Source organism: Pseudomonas sp. P116, from assembly GCF_020149425.1.
Classification (GTDB): Bacteria; Pseudomonadota; Gammaproteobacteria; order Pseudomonadales; family Pseudomonadaceae; genus Aquipseudomonas; species Aquipseudomonas anatoliensis.
This window is the reverse complement of sequence record NZ_JACVHB010000005.1, coordinates 328,397-354,209: the sequence shown is the minus strand read 5'-3', so window position 1 is coordinate 354,209 and position 25,813 is coordinate 328,397. Positions and strand designations below refer to the sequence as shown.

18 protein-coding genes are annotated in these 25,813 nt (G+C 60.5%); 12 read left to right on the top strand and 6 right to left on the bottom strand.

Annotated features, from left to right (window positions below; all coding sequences use genetic code 11):
* Window positions 1–22: 22 nt before the first annotated feature.
* The 5 genes from hslU to ICA15_RS18915 form a co-directional block, all read right to left on the bottom strand.
* The gene (gene hslU / locus ICA15_RS18935) at window positions 23–1,360 is read right to left on the bottom strand and encodes an ATP-dependent protease ATPase subunit HslU (protein ID WP_150604830.1); all 1,338 of its coding nucleotides are present in this window, start codon (window positions 1,358–1,360) and stop codon (window positions 23–25) included.
* A 48-nt stretch (window positions 1,361–1,408) separates the two neighbouring features.
* Window positions 1,409–1,945 (bottom strand): ATP-dependent protease subunit HslV, encoded by a 537-nt coding sequence (gene hslV / locus ICA15_RS18930; RefSeq protein ID WP_003220875.1) that lies wholly within the window; start codon window positions 1,943–1,945, stop codon window positions 1,409–1,411.
* 218 nt (window positions 1,946–2,163) lie between these two features.
* Window positions 2,164–2,859, bottom strand: coding sequence for an SPOR domain-containing protein (locus tag ICA15_RS18925; RefSeq protein WP_150593934.1), 696 nt, complete (start codon window positions 2,857–2,859; stop codon window positions 2,164–2,166).
* A 1-nt stretch (window position 2,860) separates the two neighbouring features.
* The gene (argS, locus tag ICA15_RS18920; protein ID WP_210554325.1) at window positions 2,861–4,597 is read right to left on the bottom strand and encodes an arginine--tRNA ligase; all 1,737 of its coding nucleotides are present in this window, start codon (window positions 4,595–4,597) and stop codon (window positions 2,861–2,863) included.
* Between the two features lie 213 nt (window positions 4,598–4,810).
* Window positions 4,811–7,030, bottom strand: a complete 2,220-nt coding sequence (locus tag ICA15_RS18915) for a primosomal protein N' (protein WP_210554324.1) — start codon at window positions 7,028–7,030, stop codon at window positions 4,811–4,813.
* Window positions 7,031–7,322: 292 nt separating this feature from the next.
* On the opposite strand from ICA15_RS18915, the gene rpmE reads away from it, so the two are divergent.
* From rpmE to ICA15_RS18900, 3 genes are all read left to right on the top strand, one after another.
* A complete protein-coding gene (gene rpmE, locus ICA15_RS18910; protein ID WP_016984589.1) occupies window positions 7,323–7,550 on the top strand; it encodes a 50S ribosomal protein L31 in 228 nt (75 codons plus the stop codon).
* Between the two features lie 65 nt (window positions 7,551–7,615).
* On the top strand, window positions 7,616–8,365 hold the full coding sequence (locus ICA15_RS18905; protein ID WP_215731434.1) for a thermonuclease family protein: 750 nt from the start codon (window positions 7,616–7,618) through the stop codon (window positions 8,363–8,365).
* A gap of 184 nt (window positions 8,366–8,549) precedes the next feature.
* On the top strand, window positions 8,550–9,818 hold the full coding sequence (locus tag ICA15_RS18900; protein WP_210554323.1) for a malic enzyme-like NAD(P)-binding protein: 1,269 nt from the start codon (window positions 8,550–8,552) through the stop codon (window positions 9,816–9,818).
* Between the two features lie 267 nt (window positions 9,819–10,085).
* On the opposite strand, the gene ICA15_RS18895 is transcribed toward ICA15_RS18900, so the two are convergent.
* Window positions 10,086–12,530, bottom strand: coding sequence for a penicillin-binding protein 1A (locus ICA15_RS18895; RefSeq protein ID WP_411959662.1), 2,445 nt, complete (start codon window positions 12,528–12,530; stop codon window positions 10,086–10,088).
* Between the two features lie 219 nt (window positions 12,531–12,749).
* Here ICA15_RS18895 and ICA15_RS18890 point away from each other — a divergent pair, with 219 nt between their 5' ends.
* From ICA15_RS18890 to gltB, 9 genes are all read left to right on the top strand, one after another.
* Entirely contained in the window at window positions 12,750–13,814 is a 1,065-nt protein-coding gene (locus ICA15_RS18890; RefSeq protein ID WP_210554321.1) for a pilus assembly protein PilM, read from the top strand.
* On the top strand, window positions 13,814–14,380 hold the full coding sequence (locus tag ICA15_RS18885) for a PilN domain-containing protein (protein WP_210554320.1): 567 nt from the start codon (window positions 13,814–13,816) through the stop codon (window positions 14,378–14,380). The genes ICA15_RS18890 and ICA15_RS18885 overlap by 1 nt, the downstream gene beginning before the upstream one ends.
* Window positions 14,377–15,000 (top strand): type 4a pilus biogenesis protein PilO, encoded by a 624-nt coding sequence (gene pilO, locus ICA15_RS18880; protein WP_150604838.1) that lies wholly within the window; start codon window positions 14,377–14,379, stop codon window positions 14,998–15,000. The genes ICA15_RS18885 and pilO overlap by 4 nt, the downstream gene beginning before the upstream one ends.
* Window positions 14,997–15,524, top strand: a complete 528-nt coding sequence (locus tag ICA15_RS18875) for a pilus assembly protein PilP (protein WP_210554319.1) — start codon at window positions 14,997–14,999, stop codon at window positions 15,522–15,524. Before pilO ends, ICA15_RS18875 begins: the two co-directional genes overlap by 4 nt.
* Window positions 15,525–15,537: 13 nt before the next feature.
* Window positions 15,538–17,616, top strand: coding sequence for a type IV pilus secretin PilQ (gene pilQ, locus ICA15_RS18870; RefSeq protein ID WP_210554318.1), 2,079 nt, complete (start codon window positions 15,538–15,540; stop codon window positions 17,614–17,616).
* A 4-nt stretch (window positions 17,617–17,620) separates the two neighbouring features.
* The gene (gene aroK / locus ICA15_RS18865) at window positions 17,621–18,139 is read left to right on the top strand and encodes a shikimate kinase AroK (protein ID WP_210554317.1); all 519 of its coding nucleotides are present in this window, start codon (window positions 17,621–17,623) and stop codon (window positions 18,137–18,139) included.
* Between the two features lie 151 nt (window positions 18,140–18,290).
* Window positions 18,291–19,391: a 3-dehydroquinate synthase gene (aroB, locus tag ICA15_RS18860; protein WP_150604841.1), complete on the top strand. Its 1,101-nt coding sequence runs from the start codon at window positions 18,291–18,293 to the stop codon at window positions 19,389–19,391.
* Between the two features lie 10 nt (window positions 19,392–19,401).
* The gene (locus ICA15_RS18855) at window positions 19,402–21,000 is read left to right on the top strand and encodes an AAA family ATPase (protein ID WP_210554316.1); all 1,599 of its coding nucleotides are present in this window, start codon (window positions 19,402–19,404) and stop codon (window positions 20,998–21,000) included.
* Between the two features lie 349 nt (window positions 21,001–21,349).
* The gene (gene gltB / locus ICA15_RS18850; protein WP_150617495.1) at window positions 21,350–25,795 is read left to right on the top strand and encodes a glutamate synthase large subunit; all 4,446 of its coding nucleotides are present in this window, start codon (window positions 21,350–21,352) and stop codon (window positions 25,793–25,795) included.
* Window positions 25,796–25,813: the final 18 nt, after the last annotated feature.

Genomic DNA, 25,813 nt, shown 5'->3' with positions numbered 1-25,813 from the left:
AGCTCCTAAAGGGAGAAGTGACCTACAGGATATAACGGGACAGGTCTTCGTTCTGTGCCAATTCGCCGAGGTGGCTGTTGACGTATTCAGCGTCGATCAGGATCACCTTGTCATCGTGAGTGCTGGCCAGATCGCCGGCACTGAACGACACCTCTTCCAGCAGACGCTCAAGCAGCGTGTGCAGACGACGGGCACCGATGTTCTCGGTTTTCTCGTTGACCTGCCAGGCGATCTCGGCGATGCGCTTGATGCCTTCGGGCTGGAACTCGATGTTCAGGCCTTCGGTTTTCAGCAGCGCGCAATATTGCTCGGTGAGCGAGGCATGCGGTTCGCTGAGGATGCGTTCGAAGTCTTCCGGGCTCAGGGCCTTGAGTTCGACGCGGATCGGCAGACGACCTTGCAGTTCCGGCACCAGATCGCTCGGTTTGCTCAGGTGGAATGCGCCGGACGCGATGAACAGGATGTGGTCAGTCTTGACCATGCCCAGTTTGGTGTTGACGGTGCAGCCTTCAATCAGTGGCAGCAGGTCGCGCTGCACGCCTTCGCGGGACACGTCGACGCCGCCGGAGTTACCGCGCTTGGCCACTTTGTCGATCTCGTCGATAAACACGATGCCGTGCTGCTCGACCGCTTCGAGGGCCTTGGCCTTCAACTCTTCTTCGTTGACCAGACGCCCGGCTTCTTCGTCGCGCACCAGTTTCAGTGCTTCTTTGACCTTGAGCTTGCGCGACTTCTTCTTGCCCTTGCCCATGTTGGCAAACAGGCTTTGCAACTGGTTGGTCATCTCTTCCATGCCCGGCGGCGTGGCGATCTCGATGCCGGCCACTTCGGCGACTTCGATCTCGATTTCCTTGTCGTCCAGCTGACCTTCGCGCAGACGCTTGCGGAACAGCTGACGGGTGTTGGAATCCGAGCTTGGCGCGTCTTCGTTGCTGAAGCCCATGCGCGCCGGCGGCAGCAGCGCGTCGAGGATGCGGTCTTCGGCGGCGTCTTCGGCGCGGTGGCGAACGCGGGACATTTCCTGTTCGCGTAGCATCTTGATCGCGGCATCTGCCAGATCACGGATGATCGACTCGACGTCACGGCCGACATATCCGACTTCGGTGAACTTGGTCGCTTCGACCTTGATGAACGGCGCGTTGGCGAGTTTCGCCAGACGACGGGCGATTTCGGTTTTACCGACACCGGTCGGGCCGATCATCAGGATGTTCTTCGGGGTCACTTCAACGCGCAGCTCTTCAGGCAGCTGCATGCGGCGCCAGCGGTTGCGCAGGGCAATCGCGACGGCGCGCTTGGCATCGTCCTGGCCGATGATGTGGCGGTTGAGTTCGTGGACGATTTCGCGGGGAGTCATGGACATAATTTTTGGCGGTCCTCAAGCAGAAAAAAGCCGTGGCACGGGGCCGAGTCAGGCTTCTTCAGCGAGATCCTGCTCCTCAATGGTCTGAGTGTGGTTGGTGAATACACAGATGTCGGCGGCGATACCGAGTGCGGTTTCGACGATTTCGCGAGCCGACAGATCGGTCTTTTTCAGCAGCGCGCTGGCCGCAGCCTGGGCGTAACCGCCACCGGAGCCCATGGCGATCAGGCCGTTTTCCGGTTCGACCACGTCACCATTACCGGTGATGATCAAGGAGGCGTCTTTGTTGGCGACCGCGAGCATGGCTTCGAGGCGGCTGAGGGAGCGGTCGGTGCGCCATTCTTTGGCGAGTTCGACAGCGGCGCGGATCAGATGGCCCTGATGTTTCTCGAGCTGGCCTTCGAAGCGTTCGAACAAAGTGAAGGCGTCGGCGGTGGCACCGGCAAAACCGGCGATGACCTGGCCGTGGTACAGGCGACGGACTTTCTTTGCGTTGCCTTTCATCACGGTGTTGCCGAGAGAAACCTGGCCGTCGCCGCCCATGACGACTTTGCCGTGGCGGCGGACTGAAACGATGGTGGTCAAGGGAAGAGTCTCCACGCAGCGGGGCGAAAATGCCTATGCCCATTCATATGGGGGTGGTGGAGAGGATTTCAACCGGGGAGGGCGTGGAGGGACGAACGGCGACCCCCTGTAGGAGCTGCCGAAGGCTGCGATCTTTTGATCTTGATCTGAAACAAAATCAAAAGATCGCAGCCTTCGGCAGCTCCTACAGGGGATTTGTGGCGCCCGTGTGGGAGGAATCAGCGGCTCTGGCGTTGTTGTAACAACAGGTTGCTGAAACCGCTGCCGGCCAGTTGTTTCTGCGCCGTGGTCAGCTGTTCACGGTTGCTGAACGGGCCGACCAGTACGCGATACCAGGTTTCATCCTTCACCGTGCCCGACTCAACCGCCACCGCCTGGCCGAGCAAAATGATCTGCGCGCGAACCTTGTCCGCATCTGCCTCTTTGCGGAACGAACCGGCCTGGAGGAAGAATTTGGTCACCGGCGCTGCTTTCACCGGAGGTGCCGGCGGCGGGGTAATGCCCGCCAGTGCTGCCTGAGCCCGCGCTGTGTCGATTTTTGCTGCTTCCGCCGGGGTCACCGGTGTGGTCGGCACTTGCGGCGTCGGCAGGGTTTTCTCCGGTACGGCATCCGCCGGCACGATCACTTCCGATTCCGGCAGCAAGGTGTAGAAGTCGTACTTCGGCTTCACCGGTTGTGTCGGGCTCGGCGGGGTCTTGTTGGCCTCGGCGATTTTCGCTTTTTGCTGTTGCTCGACCTTCTCGCGCTTGACCGTGTCGCTGCCCTTGCCAGGCTCCAGCTTCATCAGGAACACGATGAACGCACCGACCGTCAGGCCGATGGCCATCCACAGCCAGCCCGGAATCGGCTGCTTCGCAGGCGCCTGATAACGGCTGGCGCCACGTTTGGGTGCAGGTTTTTTCTTGGCAGCCAACTTACATACGCTCCAGAGTTTCCAGACCCAACAGCTCCAGGCCTTGCTTGAGGGTGCGACCGGTCAGCGCGGCCAGACGCAGACGGCTCTGCATCTGGGCCGGGGTTTCGGCGGTGAGGATCGGGCAGTTCTCGTAGAAGCTCGAGAACAGGCCGGCGACGTCGTACAGGTAGGTGCAAAGAATGTGCGGCGTGCCTTTATCGGACACGTTGTTCAGCACTTCGCCGAACTGCGCCAGCTTCGCAGCCAGCTCATGTTCGTGCGCTGCTTCGAGGACAATCTGGCCGTCGACTTCGCTGAAGTCCTTGCCCAGTTTGCGGAACACACCGGCCACACGGGTGTAGGCGTACAGCAGATACGGCGCGGTGTTGCCTTCAAAGTTCAGCATCAAGTCGAAGTTGAAGCTGTAGTCGCTGGTGCGGTGTTTCGACAGATCGGCGTATTTCACTGCACCGATGCCGACGACCTTGGCGATGTTGCGCAGCTCGTCTTCGGCAAGCTCCGGGTTTTTCTCTTTGACCAGGTTGTAGGCGCGATCCTGAGCCTCGGTCAGCAGATCGATCAGCTTCACGGTGCCGCCGTCACGGGTCTTGAACGGACGGCCATCAGCGCCGTTCATGGTGCCGAAGCCCATGTGTTCCATTTCCATCGGATGGGTCACGAAACCGGCCTTGCGTGCCACGGCAAACACTTGCTGGAAGTGCAGGGCCTGACGTTGATCGACGAAGTACAGCGCGCGGTCGGCTTTCAGTTTGCCGCTGCGGTAGCGTACGGCCGCCAGGTCTGTGGTGGCGTAGAGATAACCGCCGTCAGCCTTGACGATGATCACCGGCAGCGGGTCGCCGTCGGCGTTCTTGAACTCGTCGAGGAACACGCACTGGGCGCCGTTGCTCTCGACCAGCATGCCGGCCGCTTTCAGATCGTTGACCACATTGATCAGGTCGTCGTTGTAGGCGCTTTCGCCCATCACGTCGGCCATGGTCAGTTTGACGTTGAGCAGCTCGTAGATCTTCTGGCAGTGCGACAGCGAGATGTCCTTGAACTTGGTCCACAGCGCCAGACACTCGGCGTCGCCGGCCTGCAACTTGACCACCAGACCACGGGCGCGGTCGGCGAATTCGGCGGACTCGTCGAAGCGCTGCTTCGCGGCGCGGTAGAAGTTTTCCAGGTCCGACAACTCGTCGCTGGTAATCGGGTTTTCCTGCAGATAGGCCATCAGCATGCCGAACTGGGTGCCCCAGTCGCCGACGTGGTTCTGACGGATCACTTCGTCGCCGAGAAACTCGAGCACGCGTGCCACACCATCGCCAATGATGGTCGAGCGCAAGTGGCCAACGTGCATCTCTTTGGCCAGGTTCGGCGCAGACAGGTCGACCACGGTGCGCTGCGCAGGACCTGCCTTGCGCACGCCGATATGGGCGTCGGCCAAGGCAGCGTCGAGTCGCGAAGCCAGCGCCTGAGTGTTCTGGAAGAAGTTGATGAAGCCCGGGCCGGCGATTTCGGCCTTGGTGACGTTCTCGTCAGCCGGTAGCGCAGCGATGATTTTTTCCGCCAGATCGCGCGGCTTCATGCCTGCAGGCTTGGCCAGCATCATCGCGATGTTGCTGGCGAAGTCGCCGTGAGTCTTGTCACGAGCGTTCTCCACCTGAATCGCCGGCGACAGGCCTTCAGGCAACACACCTTCGTTGACGAGTTGGGTGAGGGCTTGTTGGATCAGCTGGCGAATGGTGTCTTTCATGGTCTTCTCTTTCGACCGCAAGCGCGGCGGCGCATCGATGCGCGGGTGGAAAAACTGGGCATTATCCGTTGCGAAGACGGGCTTGCCAACCTTAGCAGGCAGCTTATGGATATGTGGTGACATTAAGATCAAAAGATCGCAGCCTGCGGCAGCTCCTACACAGGGAATCGCATTTCACTGTAGGAGCTGGCGCAGGCTGCGATCTCTTGATCTTCAATACAAGTCGACGGGATCAACGTCCAGCGACCATCGCACCGCCCGCCCGCTCGGCATCTGCTCCAGGACCAGCAACCAACTGGCCAGCAGCCGGTGCAGCGGTGCCCGCGCCGTCGCCTGCAACAGCAACTGCGCGCGATAACGCCCAGCGCGCCGCTCCATCGGCGCCGGCACCGGCCCAAGCAGTTCAATCCCGTTCAGCCCCTGCTCGACCAGTAAACGCTCGGCCTCGCTGCACGCCTCATCGAGAAAACCCTCGGCCTGCCCCGGTTTATGCGCTTCGGCACGCAACAGCGCCAAATGCGCGAATGGCGGCAGACCGGCGGCGCGGCGCTCGCTCAAGGCTTGTTCGGCAAAGGCGAAATAACCCTGTTCGGTCAGTTGCACCAATAAAGGATGGTCGGCGAGGTGGGTCTGAATGATCACCTTGCCCGGCTCTTCCGCCCGGCCGGCGCGTCCGGCGACCTGCACGATCAACTGCGCCATGCGCTCGCTGGCGCGGAAGTCGCCGGAGAACAAGCCACCGTCGGCATCGAGAATCGACACCAGCGTCACCCGCGGAAAATGGTGCCCCTTGGCCAACATCTGCGTGCCGACCAGAATGCATGGCTGGCCCTTCTGGATCGTCGCGAACAGCTGATTCATCGCGTCCTTGCGCGAAGTGCTGTCGCGGTCGACCCGCAGCACCGGGTAATCCGGGAACAGAATCGCCAGGCGTTCCTCTGCGCGCTCGGTACCGGCGCCGACCGGGCGCAGATCGACCTTGTTGCACTTCGGGCACTGGCGCGGCGTGCGCTCGACGTAGCCGCAGTGGTGGCAGCGCAGTTCGCCGTGGCGCTGGTGCACGGTCATCCGCGCATCGCAGCGCGAACATTCAGACATCCAGCCGCAATCGTGACAAAGCAGCGTTGGTGCAAAACCGCGACGGTTGAGAAATACCAGCACCTGTTGCCCATTTGCCAGGGTCTGGCCAATGGCTTGCTGCATCGGCCCGGAAATCCCGCTGTCGAGTGGGCGGCTTTTCACATCCAGACGCAGGAAGCGCGGTTGCTTGGCACCGCCGGCCCGCTCGTTCAGGCGTAGCAGGCCATAACGGCCGGTGTAGGCGTTGTGCAGGCTTTCCAGCGAAGGCGTGGCGGAGCCGAGGACGATCGGGATGTTTTCCTGTCGTGCGCGCACCAGCGCCAGATCACGGGCGTGGTAGCGCAAGCCTTCCTGCTGTTTATAGGAGCCGTCGTGTTCTTCGTCGATGATGATCAACCCCGGATTCTTCATCGGGGTGAACAGTGCCGAGCGGGTGCCGATAATAATGTCGGCCTCGCCGTCGCGGGCGGCGAGCCAGGCCTCGAGGCGCTCGCGATCGTTGACGGCCGAGTGGATCAGGGCGATCCGTGCGTTGAAACGTTGTTCGAAGCGCGCCAGCGTCTGCGGACCGAGGTTGATCTCCGGGATCAGCACCAGCGCCTGTTTGCCGGCCTCGAGGGTTTCGCGGATCAGTTGCAAATAGACTTCGGTTTTGCCGCTGCCGGTGACGCCAGCCAGCAGGAACGCGTGATAACTGTCGAAGCCTGCGCGAATCGCCTCATACGCGGCGCGCTGCTCGGTGTTGAGCGGCAACTCCGGTTGCGCCAGCCAATGTTCATGGCGTGCGCCGGGTGCATGGCGGCGGATTTCCACCTGTACCAGATTTTTCGCCAGCAGCAGATCGAGACTGTCCTTGCTCAGCATCAATTTGCTCAGCAATTGATGGGCGACGCCGTGAGGGTGTTGGGCCAGTGTGGTCAACGCTTCACGCTGCCGCGGTGCACGGGCGATGCGCGGATCATCGACGCTGGCGCCCGGCATGACCGACCAGAAGCGCTCCTGCCGGGCTTCGGCCAGTTCACCCTGACGCAGTAGCACCGGCAGCGCCCAGCTCAAGGTGTCGCCGAGGCTGTGCTGATAATACTGGGATGTCCACAGGCACAGCTTGAACAGCGCCGGTGGCAGCGGCGGAGTGGCATCGAGCAGGGCCAGCGCCGGTTTGAGTTTCTCCACCGGCACTTCGCTGGTGTCAGTCACCTCCACCAGAATCCCGATCATCTCGCGTCGGCCGAAAGGTACCCGCAGGCGCATACCTGGTTGCAACTGCTCGCGCAGCACGCCGGCCGGCGCTCGATAGTCGAACAGGCGGCGCAAAGGCGAAGGCAGGGCGAGGCGCAAAATGGCGTCGGGCACGCGGGGGGATCTCGATCAACAGGCGGTAAAAAGGGAACAGGCACATAACCCTGTAGGAGTGGGCCTGCTCGCGATAGCGGTGTGTCAGACGACATAAATGTCGGGTGGCCGACCGCTATCGCGAGCAGGCTCACTCCTACAAGGGGATCGCGTATTGGGTCGGGAGCCTAGCAGACGGTCGGTCTCAGTGACAGCTTGCGTGATTGCAAAGGTCTGGTAGAATCCGCGGCCTAATTACGTGCGGTATTCAACAATAGTGTTGGATGGCGGCACGCTAGCTGAGGAAGACACCATGAAAGCTGATATCCACCCGAATTACCCAGTCATCGCTGTTACCTGCAGCTGTGGCAACAAGTTTGAAACCCGTTCGACTTTCGGCAAAGCTCTGCCAATCGACGTTTGCAACGAATGCCACCCGTTCTACACCGGTAAGCAAAAGACTCTGGACACTGGCGGCCGCGTTCAGCGCTTCGCAGACCGTTTCGGTGCTTTCGGCAAGAAACCTGCTGCTGCAGAGTAAGGTTGAAGAGCCCGGTGGGCTTTTCCTCGCTGCTGAAAAAGGCGTCCCTTGCGGGCGCCTTTTTTATGCCTGCGATTTGGCTTTCCACCGCCCTTGCATACTGCCCGGCACCGGTCGGACTGACGCAAATCGCCGTGCAGCGCGTGGTCGATGGCGACACCTTGCGCCTGAGCGACGGCCGCAGCGTGCGGATGATCGGCCTCAATACGCCTGAACTCGGCAAGCAGGGTCGCAGCGACGAGCCATTCGCTGTTGCTGCACGTAAACGCCTGGAAACGCTGGTGGCCGACAGCGGCGGGCGTGTCGGTGTGCTTCCCGGCAAAGAGTCGAAAGACCATTACGGCCGCACGCTGGCTCATATCTACAGTGCCAGCGGCGCTAACCTCGAAGCGCAAATGCTCGCCGATGGCCTGGGTTTCCAGGTCGCGGTGGCGCCGAATGTCGATCTTGTTGCCTGTCAGCAAGCGGCCGAACGCGACGCGCGACAGGCGGGTCGAGGGCTCTGGCGGCAATCACCTGTACTGAAAGCGGAGCAGATCCAGCGCTCGGGTTTTGCCGTGGTCAGTGGTCGTGTGAGCAAAGTGCAACGCAATCGCGGTGGAATCTGGATCGAGTTGCAGGACTCGCTTGTATTGCGCGTTGCACCCAATCTGGTCGGACAATTCGACAATGCCCGCTTGCAAGCACTGAAGGGCAAGCAAATCGAGGCGCGCGGCTGGGTGGTTGATCGTTCTCGACGCGGCGGATTGAAACCGGGTCAACCGCGTTGGTTGCTGCCACTGACCGATCCTTCCATGCTGCAGAGCGCACGCTGAAGAAAAATTGTAGACATTTTTTCTGTCGATTGTGAACAGTCAAGCCCTTGTGCGCCGTGGCTCTTGGCCCAAAGTCGTAGGGCAGGCCGCTTGACAGGGGTGACCGCTCAGTCTTGTGGGGACTTTGCGAGGCGCGTATCCTCGCTGACCAGTCTGTCCAACAGTAAAAAAGCGGAATGCCAAAATGTCTGATCTGAAAACTGCCGCTCTCGAATACCATGCTCATCCTCGTCCAGGGAAGCTGAGTGTCGAGCTCACCAAGGCCACTGCTACCGCCCGCGACCTGTCGCTGGCCTACAGCCCCGGCGTAGCTGAACCAGTGCGCGAGATCGCTCGCGATCCTGAACTGGCCTACAGGTACACCGGCAAGGGCAACCTGGTTGCAGTCATTTCCGATGGCACCGCGATTCTCGGCCTGGGCAACCTCGGCCCATTGGCTTCCAAGCCAGTCATGGAAGGTAAAGGCGTGCTGTTCAAGCGCTTCGCCGGCATCGACGTTTTCGACATCGAAGTCGACTCCGAAAGCCCGCAAGCCTTCATCGACACCGTCAAGCGTATCTCCATCACCTTCGGTGGCATCAACCTGGAAGACATCAAGGCGCCTGAGTGCTTTGAGATCGAACGTGCTCTGATCGAGCAGTGCGACATTCCGGTATTCCACGATGACCAGCACGGCACCGCAATCGTGACCGCTGCGGGCATGATCAACGCCCTGGAAATCGCTGGCAAAACCCTGCCGGAAGCTAAAATCGTCTGCCTGGGCGCCGGCGCTGCCGCCATCTCCTGCATGAAGTTGCTGGTGAGCATGGGCGCAAGCATCGAAAACATCTTCATGGTTGACCGTACCGGCGTGATCCACTCTGGCCGTGACGACCTGAACCAGTACAAAGCCGTGTTCGCCCACGCTACTGAAAAACGCACCTTGGCTGATGCTCTGCAAGGCGCTGACGTATTCGTCGGCCTGTCCGGTCCGAACCTGCTGAGCGCTGAAGGCCTGCTGTCGATGGCAGCAAACCCGATCGTGTTCGCGTGCTCGAACCCGGATCCGGAAATCTCCCCGGAACTGGCTCACGCCACCCGTAACGACGTGATCATGGCGACCGGCCGTTCGGACTACCCGAACCAGGTCAACAACGTTCTGGGCTTCCCGTTCATCTTCCGCGGTGCCCTGGACGTTCGCGCCAAGCGCATCAACGAAGAAATGAAAGTGGCTGCCGCCAACGCCCTGCGCGAACTGGCCAAACTGCCAGTGCCTCAGGACGTGTGCGATGCCTACGGTGGTGCTCCGCTGGAATTCGGTCGTGAGTACATCATTCCGAAACCAATGGACAAGCGCCTGATCACCCTGATCTCCGACGCTGTGGCCAAAGCCGCAATCGAGACTGGTGTGGCAACCCTGCCGTATCCGAAGAACTACCCGCTGAAAAGCGTGGATGACGTGTTCAACGGCTAAGTCGTTGTAGCGCTTCAAGCAAAAGCCCCGGCTCGTTATGAGTCGGGGCTTTTTTGTGGCGGAGGTTTTTGTGGGGTTTGTGAGGACGCCATCGCGAGCAGGCTCACTCCTACAAGGTTTTGTGTTCTTCGCTCCATATATGCCTCACCTCGGCCCTTGTAGGAGTGAGCCTGCTCGCGATGAGGCGATACCTCCACTACAAATATGGCAGGCACAAAAAAGCCCCGCACTTCTCACAAAGGCGGGGCTTTTCATCAGGTCGCTGAATCAGAACAAATCAATCGGCGCCTGCTCATCCGCCGGCAGCGGACTGCCCGGCACTGAGCCATTCCCCAGCTCATTCACCGATGGTGGCGTGTCTTCCGCCTTGAACAGCTCGAAGTAGGCTCCCGGCGTGCTCGGCGTCGCCGCGCGACCACTGGCTGGATCCACCCGCAGGCTCAGCATACCTTCCGGCTCAGGCTGCACGTGTGGCGGCTTGTCCTTGAGGGCGGCCGCCATATAGTTCATCCAGATCGGCAGTGACACAGTGCCGCCGAACTCGCGGCGACCGAGGCTTTCCGGCTGATCGAAACCGGTCCAGACCGTGGTCACGTAATCGGCGTTGTAACCGGAGAACCACGCATCTTTCGATTCGTTGGTGGTACCGGTTTTGCCGGCGATGTCGCTGCGGCCCAGGGCTAGCGCACGACGCCCCGTGCCGCGCTTGATGACGTCTTGCAGCATGCTGTTGAGGATGTAAATGGTGCGCCCGTCGACGATGCGCTCAGCAACTGCCGGCGTTTGCGGCGCAGCAGCACTGCCCGGTGCTTCACCCGGAACCGGCGCGGCGTTGACCGTGAACGATTCAGTGGCCGGCGCCGCGAGGCCGTCAGTGGCCGCGGCACCTTGCGGAACGGTCGGCGGATTGGCGACGAACAGCGTGTCGCCATTGCGGCTTTCGATCTTGTCGATGATGAACGGCGTGACCTTGTAGCCGCCGTTGGCGAACGTGGCCCAACCGGTGGCGATCTCCATCGGCGTCAGCGTTGCGGTACCCAGCGCCAGCGACAGGTTCGGCGGCAAGTCCTGCTTGTTGAAGCCGAAACGGGTGATGTAGTCGATGGTCTTGCCTACGCCCATTGCTTGCAGCAAGCGGATCGAAACGAGGTTGCGCGACTTGTACAGCGCTTCACGCAAGCGGATCGGGCCGAGGAAGGTGTTGGTGTCGTTCTTCGGGCGCCAGACCTTGTCCAGGTACTCGTCGACGAACACGATAGGGGCGTCGTTGACCAGCGTCGCGGCGGTATAACCGTTGTCCAGTGCTGCGCTGTAGACGAACGGCTTGAAGCTCGAGCCGGGCTGACGCTTGGCCTGCATGGCGCGGTTGTAATTGCTCTGCTCGAAAGCAAAACCGCCGACCAGCGAGCGGATCGCGCCGTTCTGCGGATCCAGCGACACCAGCGCGCCTTGCGCCTGGGGAATCTGGCTGAACTTCAGCGAATTGTCTTTCTGGCGCTGCACGCGGACCAAATCACCGATCTGCGCAACATCCGAAGGCTGGCGCGGGTTGGCGCCCATGCTGTTGGTATTAAGGAACGGCCGCGCCCATTTCATGGTGTCCCACGCGACATGTTCTTCGCCGGTGCGGGTCAGCACTTGCAGGCCATTTTTGTCGACCTGAGTGACGATGGCCGGCTCAAGGCTGCTGATGGTGCGTTGTTTGGTCAGCTCGGTTGCCCAGGCCTCGCGGGTCTTGCCCGGCAGGCGCGATTCGGGGCCACGGTAGCCGTGACGCTGATCGTAGGTCATCAAGCCTTCATGCAGCGCGGTGTTGGCCATTTCCTGCAGGTTGCTCGGCACCGTGGTGGTGACCCGGAAACCCTCGGTGTAGGCGTCGCTGCCATAGCGGCCGACCATTTCGGCACGGGCCATTTCGGCAATGTACGGTGCGTTCACTTCCGGGGTTGGCACGTGATAGCTGGCGTTCAGCGGCTCGTTGATCGCAGCGGTGTATTCCGGCTCGGTAATCTTGCCGAGTTTGTACATGCGCCCCAGGATCCAGTCGCGGCGCTCTTTACTGCGCGCCGGGTTGGCCAGCGGATTGAAGCGCGAAGGGGCTTTCGGCAGGCCGGCGATCATCGCCATCTGCGCCAGGCTGACGTCGCGGATCGACTTGCCGTAATACACCTGCGCCGCTGCCTCGATGCCGTAGGCGCGGTTGCCCAGATAGATCTTGTTCACGTACAGCTCAAGGATCTCGTCCTTGGTCAGCTGCCGTTCGATCTGCAAGGCCAGAAGGATTTCAGTGGTTTTGCGCGAGAAGCTGCGTTCGCTGGAGAGGAAGAAGTTTTTCGCCACCTGCATGGTGATGGTGCTGCCGCCGGACTGAATGTGACCGCTCTTGACCAGTTGGGTAGCGGCACGCATCAGGCTGCTCGGATCGACGCCGTAGTGGTTGGCGAAATTGTCGTCTTCAGCACTTAGTAACGCATTAATGAAATTGGGGGGAATGTCGGCGAAACGGATCGGAGTACGGCGCATTTCGCCAAACTCTGCGATCAACTTGTCGTCGCTGCTGTAGACCCGCAGGGGAATCTGCAACTGAATGCTTCTCAGAGCCTCCACGGACGGCAAACCCGGACTAAGGTAAAGATACGCGCCGCTGAGAGCTAAAAGCAGTCCGCAGAAAACGGCGACGATGGACCAACCGAAAAATTTCAGCAAACGAATCAAGGCTTTTGGACATCCAGGGCAAAAAATGAATTTGGCGACGGGGTTCCGGCTACACACAGAACTGTCCGCGCAGGCAGTAAAAAGCGGAAAAAATCGCTGGGCATTATAAGCACTTTTCTGCTGGGGGCGTCATTTGCGCTTCTGTCAAGACGGGGTGAAGGAACGCAATGTGTATTACAGAGTCCGTAACTCACGGAAAGTCATAGGGAATTGGTAGTGCTGGGACTCTTCAATAAAAAGACCAATGCGTTACTGGGGATCGACATCAGCTCCACGTCGGTGAAGCTGCTGGAACTGAGTCGTCAGGGTGATCGCTACCGGGTCGAGGCTTATGCGGTGGAGCCGCTGCCGCCGAACGCCGTGGTCGAAAAAAATATCGCCGAGCTCGAAGGCGTGGGTCAGGCCCTGACCCGGGTGCTGGCCAAGGCGCGCACCGGGCTGAGAAGCGTGGCGGTGGCGGTGGCCGGTTCCGCGGTGATCACCAAGATCATCGAGATGGACGCGGGGCTTTCCGACGATGAACTGGAAAACCAGCTCAAGATTGAAGCCGACCAATACATTCCCTATCCGCTGGACGAAGTCGCCATCGACTTCGAGGTTCAGGGCGTGTCGCCGCGTAACCCCGAGCGGGTCAACGTATTGCTGGCGGCCTGTCGCAAGGAAAACGTCGAAGTCCGTGAAGCGGCACTGGCGCTGGCCGGGCTGACCGCGCGGGTGGTGGATGTCGAAGCGTATGCGCTGGAGCGCTCGTTCGGCTTGCTCGCGACGCAGCTGGCGGCTTCTCAAGAGCGTTTGACCGTGGCGGTGGTCGACATCGGCGCCACCATGACCACCCTCAGCGTCCTGCACAACGGAAAAATCATCTACACCCGCGAGCAGTTGTTCGGCGGCCGGCAACTGACCGAGGAGATCCAGCGTCGTTATGGTCTGACCGTCGAGCAGGCGGGGCTGGCGAAAAAACAGGGTGGTCTGCCCGACGACTACGTCAGCGAAGTGTTGCAGCCGTTTCGCGAGGCGCTGGTACAGCAGGTATCGCGTTCTTTGCAGTTTTTCTTCGCTTCCGGTCAGTACAACGCCGTCGATCATATTCTGCTCGCCGGCGGCACGGCGTCGGTGCCGGGGCTGGATCGGCTGATCGAACAGCGCCTGGATACACCGACCCAAGTGGCTAATCCGTTTTCCAATATGGCCCTGAGCAGCAAGGTCAACGCCGGGGCCCTGGCCAGTGACGCGCCGGCCTTGATGATCGCCTGCGGGCTCGCGCTCAGGAGTTTCGACTGATGGCGCGGATCAACCTTTTACCTTGGCGCGAGGAGCGCCGCGAAGAGCGGCGCAAACGCTTCCTGCTGGCGCTGACCGGCGTGGTGGTCGGTTCGATCGGTGCGGTGTTCATTGCCGATCAGATCATCAACGCGGCCATCGCCCGGCAAGTGGCGCGCAACGACTACATCGGCAAGCAGATTGCCGTGGTCGACGAACGGATCAAGCAGATCAGTGAACTCAAGGCTCATCGCCAGCAACTGGTCGAGCGCATGCGCATTATCCAGGACTTGCAAGGCAACCGGCAGGTCAGCGGCCGAATCTTCGATCAACTGGCGCGCACCTTGCCCGACGGCGTGTATTTCACTGACGTGAAGATGGTCGGTAAAACCTTGTCGATCAGCGGTGCGGCGGAGTCGAACAACCGCGTCTCCGAACTGATGCGCAATCTGGACGCGTCCGACTGGTTCGACGCGGCAAGCCTCACTGAAGTCAAAGCGACCAGTGCCGATCAGGTGGAGCAGACCAACGTCTTTCAACTGACCGTTCGTCAGACCCAGCCGAAGATTGTGGAGGACGCGCAATGAAGCCGTCCGAATGGCTGGAGAGTCTGCGCAACATCGACTTCAACGATCTGGACACCAGCAACATCGGGTCGTGGCCGGGCGCGGTCAAAGCTATCGCCGGGGCGCTGTTGATGGTGCTGGTATTGGCGTTTGGCTATAACTTTTTCATCAGTGACATGCAAAACCAGCTGGAGCTCAAGCGTGAAGAGGAGGCCACGCTCAAGCAACAGTTCGCCAGCAAGGCACACATTTCAGCCAATCTGGAGCTGTACACCCAGCAGATGAAGGAGATGGAAAACTCCTTCGGCGTGCTGCTGCGTCAATTGCCCAGCGACACCGAAGTGCCGGGCTTGCTCGAAGACATCACGCGTACGGGTTTGGGCAGTGGTCTTGAGTTCGAAGAAATCAAACTGCTGCCGGAGGTTACCCAGCAGTTTTACATCGAGCTACCGATCCAGATTACCGTCACCGGCGCCTACCACGACCTCGCGACGTTCGTCAGCGGCGTGGCCGGATTGCCGCGCATCGTTACCCTGCATGATTTCGAACTGGCCCCGGCCAGCAAAGAGGGTGGGTCGAAGTTGCGCATGAGCATCCTCGCCAAGACCTACCGCTATAACGACAAGGGGCTGCAGAAATGACCCTTGTTCGTTATTCCGCCGGCTTGATGGCCCTGCTGGCATTGAGCGGCTGTGGTGGCAGCAATGACTTCAACGACCTCGACGCCTATATGAACGAAGTGCGCTTGCGTCCGCCAGGCAAAATTGAACCAACCCCGACATTCCGGTCTTACCCAACATTCACTTACAGCGCCGCCAACCTGCGCAGTCCGTTCTCACGTCAGGTGCGCGTCGATCTGGCCGGGCAGCAGCGTGGTTCACGCAACGTCAAACCCGACCCGGGTCGGGTCAAGCAATACCTCGAAGGTTTCAACATCGAGCAGTTCGAGATGGTCGGCACGATTGCCAATGCTTCCGGTTCCTTCGCGCTGTTGCGTGGCGCCGGCGGCGTGCATCGCCTGAAGGTCGGCGATTACCTGGGGCGCAACGATGGCCGCATTGTCGCCATCAGCGCCACCCAGGTCGATGTGGTTGAAATCGTGCCCGACGGCGAAGGCGCCTGGCTGGAACGTCCGCGCACCATTCCTTTGAAAGAGCATTCATAGTGGAAGTCGAACAATGAACAGGATTTTCTCCACCCTCGGTTTTTCGCTATGGATAGCGCTGTTGTCACCGATGGTACAGGCGGCCAACTTGAAGGCGCTGGATGTGGCGGCGTTGCCGGGTGATCGCGTCGAACTGAAGCTGTCGTTCGACGGCCCGCCGCCGCAGCCCAAGGGTTACACCACCGAGTCACCGGCGCGAATTGCCCTGGACTTGCCCGGTGTGGCGAGTCAGTTGGCGAGCAAAAATCTCGATCTGGGCAGTGGCAATGCACGCACGGCCACGGTGGTTGAAGCCAAGGACCGCACGCGGCTGATTGTCAGCCTCACGCAGTTGGCGCCTTACGACACTCGGGTCGAGGGCAACAATCTGTTCGTGGTGGTCGGTCAGGGCGCGCCGGTCAAGGCGCCGCGACCGGCAGTGGTTGCACCGCGTGCGGCGACTGCTGCGGCGGCACCCGCCAAGGCGTTCGTACCGAAATCCCGCGCCATTCGCGGCGTGGATTTTCAGCGTGGCACAGCGGGCGAGGGCAATGTCGTTATCGATCTGTCCGACCCGACCATCGCCCCGGATATCCAGGAGCATGACGGCAAGATCATCCTCAGCTTCGCCCGTACGCAATTGCCGGAAAAGCTGCGAGTGCGTCTCGACGTCAAGGATTTCGCCACGCCGGTGCAATTCGTCAACGCCGGCGTAACCGGTGATCGCACGGTCATTACCGTCGAGCCCAGCGGCACCTTTGACTACTCCACGTTCCAGACCGACAACAAGCTGACCGTCAGCATTCGCCCGATGACCGTCGACGACCTGCAAAAACGCAACGCCGATCGTCAGGCCTATGTCGGTGAAAAGCTCTCGCTGAACTTCCAGGACATTGACGTGCGCTCGGTGCTGCAACTGATCGCCGACTTCACCAACCTCAATCTGGTGGCGAGCGACACGGTGCAGGGCGGCATCACCCTGCGTTTGCAAAACGTGCCGTGGGATCAGGCGCTGGATCTGGTGCTGAAAACCAAGGGCCTGGATAAACGCAAGATCGGTAATGTGCTGCTGGTGGCCCCGGCTGATGAAATCGCCGCGCGCGAACGTCAGGAGCTGGAGTCGCAGAAGCAGATCGCCGAACTGGCGCCGCTGCGCCGTGAGCTGTTGCAGGTGAACTACGCGAAGGCTGCCGACATCGCCAAGCTGTTCCAGTCGGTAACCAGCGCCGAGGCCAAGATCGACGAGCGTGGATCAATCACTGTCGACGATCGGACCAACAACATCATTGCCTACCAGACTCAGGATCGTCTCGACGAGCTGCGGCGGATCGTGGCACAACTGGATATTCCCGTGCGTCAGGTGATGATCGAGGCGCGCATCGTCGAGGCCAACGTCGATTACGACAAGAGTCTGGGGGTGCGCTGGGGCGGTTCGATCCAGAACAAGGGCAACTGGAATGCTTCCGGGGTCAACGGTTCATCAACCACCATCGGCACGCCGGGCAGCACCAGTACCAACTCGCCGTTCGTCGACATGGGGACCGTCGGCAACACTTCCGGGATCGGCATCGCATTCATTACCGACAACGTTTTGCTCGATCTGGAGCTGACGGCCATGGAGAAAACCGGCAACGGTGAAATCGTTTCGCAGCCCAAAGTGGTCACCTCCGACAAAGAGACCGCGAAGATCCTCAAAGGCACCGAGATTCCTTATCAGGAAGCCAGCTCCAGCGGCGCCACGTCGGTGTCGTTCAAGGAGGCTTCGCTGTCGCTGGAAGTGACCCCGCAGATCACTCCGGACAACCGCATCATCATGGAGGTCAAGGTCACCAAGGACGAGCCGGACTACCTGAACAAAGTGCAGGATGTGCCGCCGATCAAAAAGAACGAGGTCAACGCCAAAGTGCTGGTCAATGACGGCGAAACCATCGTGATTGGGGGTGTTTTCTCAAATACTCAAAGCAAGGTCGTAGATAAGGTGCCATTTCTTGGCGATGTGCCGTATCTTGGCCGCCTTTTCCGGCGTGATGTGGTTTCGGAGAAAAAATCCGAGCTGCTGGTATTTCTCACTCCGCGTATCATGAATAACCAGGCGATTGCTGTGAGTCGTTGATTCTGTGCGAAATTTGATTCTTGTAGGTCCGATGGGTGCTGGCAAAAGCACCATCGGCCGATTACTGGCCAAAGAGCTGCGCCTGCCGTTCAAAGATTCCGACAAGGAAATTGAACTGCGCACGGGCGCCAATATCCCGTGGATCTTCGACAAGGAAGGCGAGCCGGGCTTTCGTGACCGTGAGCAGGCGATGATCGCCGAGCTGTGCGAGTTCGACGGCGTGGTGTTGGCGACCGGTGGGGGCGCGGTCATGCGCGACGCCAATCGCAAGGCCCTGCATGACGGCGGGCGCGTGGTGTATCTGCACGCCTCCGTCGAACAGCAGGTCGGCCGCACTTCCCGCGATCGCAATCGACCGTTGCTGCGCACCGCCGATCCGGCGAAAACCCTGCGTGACCTGCTCGCCATCCGTGATCCGCTCTATCGGGAAATTGCCGATCTGGTGGTGGAAACCGACGAACGGCCGCCGCGCATGGTAGTGCTCGACATTCTCGACCGTCTGGCGCAGCTTCCTCCCCGTTAAAGCATCGCCCGAAATGCGCTATCCTCGGCGTCCTGTCACAGCCCGCCAAGGTTGTGGCGGATGGCGTGCCGGCGGCGTCATACCCGCTATAGGCCGCAGTAACCAATAATTCAGGGCAGGACGCCTGCTTCCATCTTCACTGTGGGGACACATGCAGACACTCAAGGTCGATCTAGGCGAGCGCAGCTACCCGATTCATATTGGCGAAGGTTTGTTGGATCAGCCCGAGTTGCTGGCTCCGCATATCCACGGGCGTCAGGTGGCAATCATCTCCAATGAGACCGTTGCGCCGCTCTATCTCGAGCGTCTGACGCGCAGCCTGGCGCAGTTCTCGGTAATTTCCGTGGTGTTGCCGGACGGCGAAGCCTTCAAGAACTGGGAAACCCTGCAACTGATTTTCGACGGTTTGCTGACCGCCCGTCATGACCGCCGTACCACCGTGATCGCCCTTGGCGGCGGTGTGATCGGCGACATGGCCGGTTTCGCCGCTGCCTGCTATCAACGCGGCGTCGATTTCATCCAGATCCCCACCACCTTGCTGTCCCAGGTCGATTCGTCGGTGGGCGGCAAAACCGGGATCAACCATCCGCTGGGCAAGAACATGGTCGGCGCGTTCTACCAGCCGAACGTGGTGCTGATCGATACGACGTCCCTGAAAACCCTTCCACCACGCGAGCTGTCGGCGGGTCTGGCTGAGGTCATCAAGTACGGTCTGATCTGCGACGAGCCGTTCCTCGGCTGGCTCGAAGACAACGTCGACGCCTTGCGCGCGCTGGATCAAACAGCCCTGACTTACGCCATCGAGCGCTCCTGCGCAGCCAAGGCTGCAGTAGTCGGCGCCGATGAGAAGGAAACCGGCGTACGCGCCACGCTCAACCTCGGCCACACCTTCGGCCACGCCATCGAGACCCACATGGGCTATGGTGTCTGGTTGCATGGTGAGGCGGTGGCGGCTGGCACCGTGATGGCGCTGGAGATGTCTGCGCGTCTGGGCTGGATCAGCGAGCAGGAGCGCGATCGCGGCATTCGTCTGTTTCAGCGGGCCGGCCTGCCAGTGATTCCGCCTTCTGAAATGAGCGAAGCCGATTTTCTTGAACACATGGCAATCGACAAAAAAGTGATCGACGGTCGTCTGCGCCTGGTGCTGCTGCGCCGGATGGGCGAAGCGGTAGTGACCGACGATTATCCGAAAGAGGTTCTACAGGCCACGCTGGGAGCGGATTACCGCGCCCTGGCTCAGCTTAAAGGTTAATAAGATTCCGATGACTAGTTTGCATGCCGACGAGGCGTTCCTCGGCCATTTCCAGTTAAGCCACGACCCCTTCGCGCCGCGCGTTCCGGGCTTCAAATTCTTTCCGGCCCAGCGCAAACCGGTGCTCGGCCAACTGCATCACCTGGCGCGTTACAGCCAGTTGCTGCTGGTGGTCACTGGCCCGCAGGGCAGCGGCAAGACGTTGCTGCGTCAGGCGCTGGTCGCCAGCACCAACAAGCAATCGGTACAGAGCGTTGTGGTTTCCGCGCGTGGTGCCGGCGATGCCGCTGGCGTACTGCGTCAGGTGGCGCAGGCGCTGAACGTGGCGCAGGCTGAAGTCGGCGCGATTCTGGATCAGGTGGTGCAGTTGGCACTCACCGGCCAGGAAGTCTATTTGCTGGTGGACGACGCCGAGCAGCTCGACGAATCCGCCCTCGAAGCGCTGATGGCGCTGGGTGCCGGCGCGCCGGAAGGTCGCCCGCATGTGTTCCTGTTCGGTGAGTCGTCGCTGATCGCTCAGCTTGAGGCTTTGCACCTCGAAGAAGAGCGTTTCCACGTCATCGAATTGCAGCCTTACACCGAAGAAGAGACCCGCGAATATCTCGACCAACGGCTCGAAGGTGCGGGCCGGGGTGTCGAACTTTTCACCGCGGATCAGATCTCTGATATTCACGAAAGCTCCGAGGGTTGGCCTGGCAACATCAACCAGGTCGCTCGCGATGCACTGATCGAAGTCATGATTGCCAGCCGCTCTGCGGTCAAGCGTCCAAGTATGGGGTTCAACATGCCGAAGAAACACGTATTGGCGATTTCCGCCGTCGTTGTGGTTGCGGTCGCCGCCGCCTGGCTGATGCCGGGTCGCAACAAGGCGCCAACCACCGGCGCACCCGCCAACGAACAGGCACAACTGCCATTGGGTCAGGGCGCAGCCAATGGCGGCGCGCCGAACGTCGAGTTCGCCGGTAATACCCAGCCGATGCCATTGCCGCTGGTTGGCAACTCGCAACCGGTCATGCGCGGCCCGCTGGCCGAAGCTGCTGGCGGTATCACCGAAGGCGACGACGGTGTACCACTGGAAGGCTCCAGCGACACGCCGCCAACCGTGACCACCTCCGCGCCTCCTGCGGGCGTTCCGGCCGGTCCTGCTCCAACACCGGCTCCGGTCCCAGCAGTCAAGCCGACGCCGACGCCGGCACCGACCCAGATCGCTACCGCCAAGCCTGCTCCGGCAGCGCCAGCGGCCAAACCTGCTCCAGCGCCAGCCAAGCCAGTTGCCGCCGCCAAACCAGCCGAGAAGCCGGTTACCGTGGCCAAAGCCGCCGGTGGCAGCTGGTACGCCGGGCAGCCAACGAGCAACTACGTGGTGCAGATCCTCGGCACCAGCTCCGAGACGGCTGCGCAAAGCTTCGTCAAGGAGCAGGGCGGCGAGTACCGTTATTTCAAGAAAGTCCTCAATGGCAAGCCGCTCTACGTGATCACCTACGGCAACTTTGCCAATCGTGATGCGGCTGTTTCTGCCATCAAGGCCTTGCCAGCGAAGGTTCAGGCTGGTAAACCTTGGCCTCGCACTGTCGCCAGCGTCCAACAGGAACTGGCAACAACTCGCTGAAGATTCGGCGGCCTTACCCAGGCCGCCTCTCCAAGCACCTCAAAATTTCTACATGTGCGCGCTTCCTTCCAGGTCGCGTGCCTTGTGGTGTCTGCGTCACAGTAGTCTTTGAGTCGTTGCAGTCAAAATTAAAAAAGTTTTGACTAGCACAGAAGATCGCTTTAAACCTTTCACAAATGCGACATGAATTTGCGACAGTTCGTCGTCAAATTTGTGAGCCTCTGTGTCGCTGTGTACAATGACCACCCTTTTGCCCCCGCCAAGCCGGCGTACGTTCGGCGCGGATCGCAAGTGGTTGAATTGAAAAGAAATTTGCCTCGAAAAGAGGCAGCCTGGTGAGAAAGTGTCTATGAAAGCAGGTCTGTACCAACCAGATGAATTCAAGGATAACTGCGGTTTCGGCCTGATAGCCCATATGCAGGGCGAGCCCAGTCATACCCTTTTGCAAACGGCCATCGAGGCCCTGACCTGCATGACCCACCGCGGTGGGATTAATGCCGACGGCAAGACCGGTGACGGTTGCGGTCTGCTGATTCAAAAGCCTGACGCCTTTCTGCGCGCTATCGCTCAGGAAACCTTCAGCGTCGAGTTGCCCAAGCAATATGCCGTGGGCATGGTCTTCTTCAATCAGGATTCGGCCAAGGCCGAAGCCGCTCGCGAGAACATGAACCGCGAGATCCTCGCCGAAGGCCTGCAACTGATCGGCTGGCGCAAAGTGCCAATCGACACCAGCGTCCTCGGCCGCCTGGCCCTTGAGCGCCTGCCGCAAATCGAGCAGGTGTACATCGGCGGCGAAGGCCTGAGCGATCAGGACATGGCGGTCAAACTGTTCAGCGCCCGTCGCCGTTCGTCGGTGACCAACGCTGTCGACAGCGATCACTACATCTGCAGCTTTTCGCACAAGACCATCATCTATAAAGGCCTGATGATGCCGGCCGATCTGGCCGCGTTTTATCCGGACCTGAGTGACGAGCGCCTGCAGACCGCGATCTGCGTGTTCCACCAGCGCTTCTCCACCAACACCCTGCCGAAATGGCCGCTGGCTCAGCCATTCCGCTTCCTCGCCCACAACGGCGAGATCAACACCATCACCGGTAACCGTAACTGGGCTCAGGCCCGTCGGACCAAGTTCACCAATGATCTGATGGATCTGGAAGAACTCGGCCCGCTGGTCAACCGCGTGGGTTCCGACTCCTCGAGCATGGACAACATGCTTGAGCTGATGGTCACCGGCGGCATCGACCTGTTTCGTGGCGTGCGGATGATCATTCCGCCTGCGTGGCAGAACGTCGAAACCATGGACCCGGATCTGCGTGCGTTCTACGAGTACAACTCGATGCACATGGAGCCGTGGGACGGCCCGGCCGGCGTGGTAATGACCGATGGTCGTTACGCGGTGTGCCTGCTCGACCGTAACGGTCTGCGCCCGGCGCGCTGGGTTACCACCACCAACGGTTTCATCACCGTTGCGTCGGAAATCGGCGTCTGGAACTACCAGCCAGAAGACGTGATCGCCAAGGGCCGTGTCGGCCCGGGCCAGATCCTTGCCGTGGATACCGAAACCGGGCAGATCCTCGACACCGATGCGATCGACAACCGTCTCAAATCCCGTCATCCGTACAAGCAATGGCTGCGCAAGAATGCCCTGCGCATTCAGGCGACCATGGAAGACAACGACCACGGTTCGGCTTTCTACGACGTCGATCAGCTCAAGCAATACATGAAGATGTATCAGGTCACGTTCGAAGAGCGCGATCAGGTACTGCGTCCGCTCGGCGAGCAAGGCTACGAAGCCGTTGGCTCGATGGGCGACGACACCCCGATGGCCGTGCTGTCCCAGCGCGTGCGCACGCCGTACGACTATTTCCGCCAGCAGTTCGCGCAGGTCACCAACCCGCCGATCGACCCGCTGCGTGAAGCGATCGTGATGTCGCTGGAAATCTGCCTCGGTGCCGAGCGCAACATTTTCCAGGAGTCGCCGGAACACGCCTCGCGCGTGATCCTCAGCTCGCCGGTCATTTCCCCGGCCAAGTGGCGTTCGCTGATGAACCTCGATCGCCCGGGTTTCGAGCGGCAGATCATCGACCTCAATTACGACGAAAGCGTCGGCCTCGAAGCGGCGATCCGCAACGTCGCCGATCAGGCTGAAGAAGCCGTGCGCGCCGGTCGTACCCAGATCGTTCTGAGCGACCGTCATATCGCGCCGGGCAAACTGCCAATCCACGCTTCGCTGGCGACCGGTGCGGTGCACCATCGTCTGACCGAAAAAGGCCTGCGTTGCGACTCCAACATCCTCGTTGAAACCGCTACCGCGCGTGATCCGCATCACTTCGCCGTGCTGATCGGTTTCGGTGCCTCGGCGGTCTATCCGTTCCTGGCGTACGAAGTGCTGGGCGACCTGATCCGTACCGGTGAAGTCCTGGGCGACCTCTATGAGGTGTTCAAGAACTACCGCAAAGGCATCACCAAAGGCCTGCTCAAGATTCTGTCGAAGATGGGCATCTCGACCATCGCTTCGTACCGTGGTGCGCAGTTGTTCGAGGCCATCGGTTTGTCTGAAGAGGTTTGCGACCTGAGCTTCCGTGGTGTGCCGAGCCGCATCAAGGGTGCGCGTTTCGTCGACATCGAAGCCGAGCAGAAAGCCCTCGCTGCCGAAGCCTGGAGCCCGCGCAAGCCGATCCAGCAGGGCGGGCTGCTGAAGTTCGTCCACGGTGGCGAATATCACGCGTACAACCCGGACGTGGTCAACACCCTGCAAGCCGCTGTGCAGCAGGGCGACTACAGCAAGTTCAAGGAATACACCGCGCTGGTGGACAACCGTCCGGTGTCGATGATTCGTGACCTGCTCAAGGTCAAGACCCTCGACACGCCGTTGGACATCAGTGAAATCGAGCCGCTGGAATCGGTGCTCAAGCGCTTCGACTCCGCCGGTATTTCGCTGGGCGCCCTGTCGCCGGAAGCTCACGAAGCCCTGGCCGAAGCCATGAACCGCCTCGGTGCGCGTTCCAACTCCGGCGAAGGCGGCGAAGATCCGGCGCGCTACGGCACCATCAAGAGCTCGAAAATCAAGCAGGTCGCAACTGGCCGTTTCGGCGTGACGCCGGAATACCTGGTCAATGCCGAAGTGCTGCAGATCAAGGTTGCCCAAGGCGCCAAGCCGGGCGAGGGTGGTCAACTGCCAGGTGGCAAGGTCAACGGGCTGATCGCCAAGCTGCGTTATGCAGTGCCGGGCGTGACCCTGATTTCGCCACCGCCGCACCACGACATTTATTCCATCGAAGACTTGTCGCAGCTGATTTTCGACCTGAAACAGGTCAATCCGAAGGCGCTGGTCTCGGTGAAACTGGTGGCTGAAGCAGGCGTCGGCACCATCGCTGCCGGTGTGGCCAAGGCCTACGCGGACTTGATCACCATTTCCGGCTACGACGGTGGTACCGGTGCTTCGCCGCTGACCTCGATCAAATACGCCGGCGCTCCATGGGAACTCGGCCTCGCCGAAACCCACCAGACTCTGCGCGGCAACGACCTGCGCGGCAAAGTCCGGGTGCAGACCGACGGTGGCCTGAAAACCGGCCTCGACGTGATCAAGGCAGCGATCCTTGGCGCCGAAAGCTTCGGCTTCGGCACCGCGCCAATGATCGCGCTGGGCTGCAAATACCTGCGCATCTGCCACCTGAACAACTGCGCCACTGGCGTTGCCACTCAGAACGAGAAGCTGCGCAAGGATCACTACATCGGCACCGTCGACATGGTGGTGAATTTCTTCACCTACGTCGCCGAAGAGACCCGTGAGTGGCTGGCCAAGCTCGGCGTGCGTTCCCTCGAAGAGCTGATCGGTCGCACCGATCTGCTGGAAATCCTCGAAGGTCAGACCGCCAAGCAACATCACCTGGATCTGACTCCGCTGCTGGGCAGCGATCACATCCCGGCGGACAAGCCGCAGTTCTGCCAGGTTGAGCGCAACCCGCCATTCGACCAAGGCCTGCTGGCCGAGAAAATGGTTGATTTGGCGACGTCGGCCATCAACGACCTCAGCGGTGCCGAGTTCGACCTGGACATCTGCAACTGCGACCGTTCGATCGGCGCGCGGATCTCCGGCGAAATCGCCCGCAAGCACGGCAACCAAGGCATGGCCAAAGCGCCGATCACCTTCCGCTTCAAAGGGACGGCCGGTCAGAGCTTCGGCGTGTGGAACGCCGGCGGTCTGAACATGTACCTGGAAGGCGACGCCAACGACTACGTCGGCAAAGGCATGACCGGTGGCAAGCTGACCATCGTGCCGCCCAAGGGCAGCGTTTATAAGACTCAGAACAGCGCCATCATCGGCAACACCTGCCTGTACGGCGCCACTGGCGGCAAGCTGTTCGCCGCTGGCACCGCAGGCGAGCGTTTCGCCGTGCGTAACTCCGGTGCCCACACGGTTGTGGAAGGCACTGGCGATCACTGCTGCGAGTACATGACCGGTGGTTTTGTCTGCGTGTTGGGCAAGACCGGTTACAACTTCGGCTCTGGCATGACTGGTGGTTTCGCCTATGTGCTTGACCAGGACAACAGCTTCGTTGACCGGGTCAACCACGAACTGGTGGAAATCCAGCGGATCAGTGGTGAGGCGATGGAATCCTATCGCAGCCACCTGCAAAACGTGCTGAACGAGTACGTCGCGGAAACCGACAGCGAGTGGGGTCGTGAACTCGCCGAAAACCTCGATGACTACCTGCGCCGTTTCTGGCTGGTCAAGCCTAAGGCTGCCAACCTGAAATCGTTGCTTTCCAGCACTCGTGCCAACCCGCAGTGATATGCGCCTGAAGAGTTT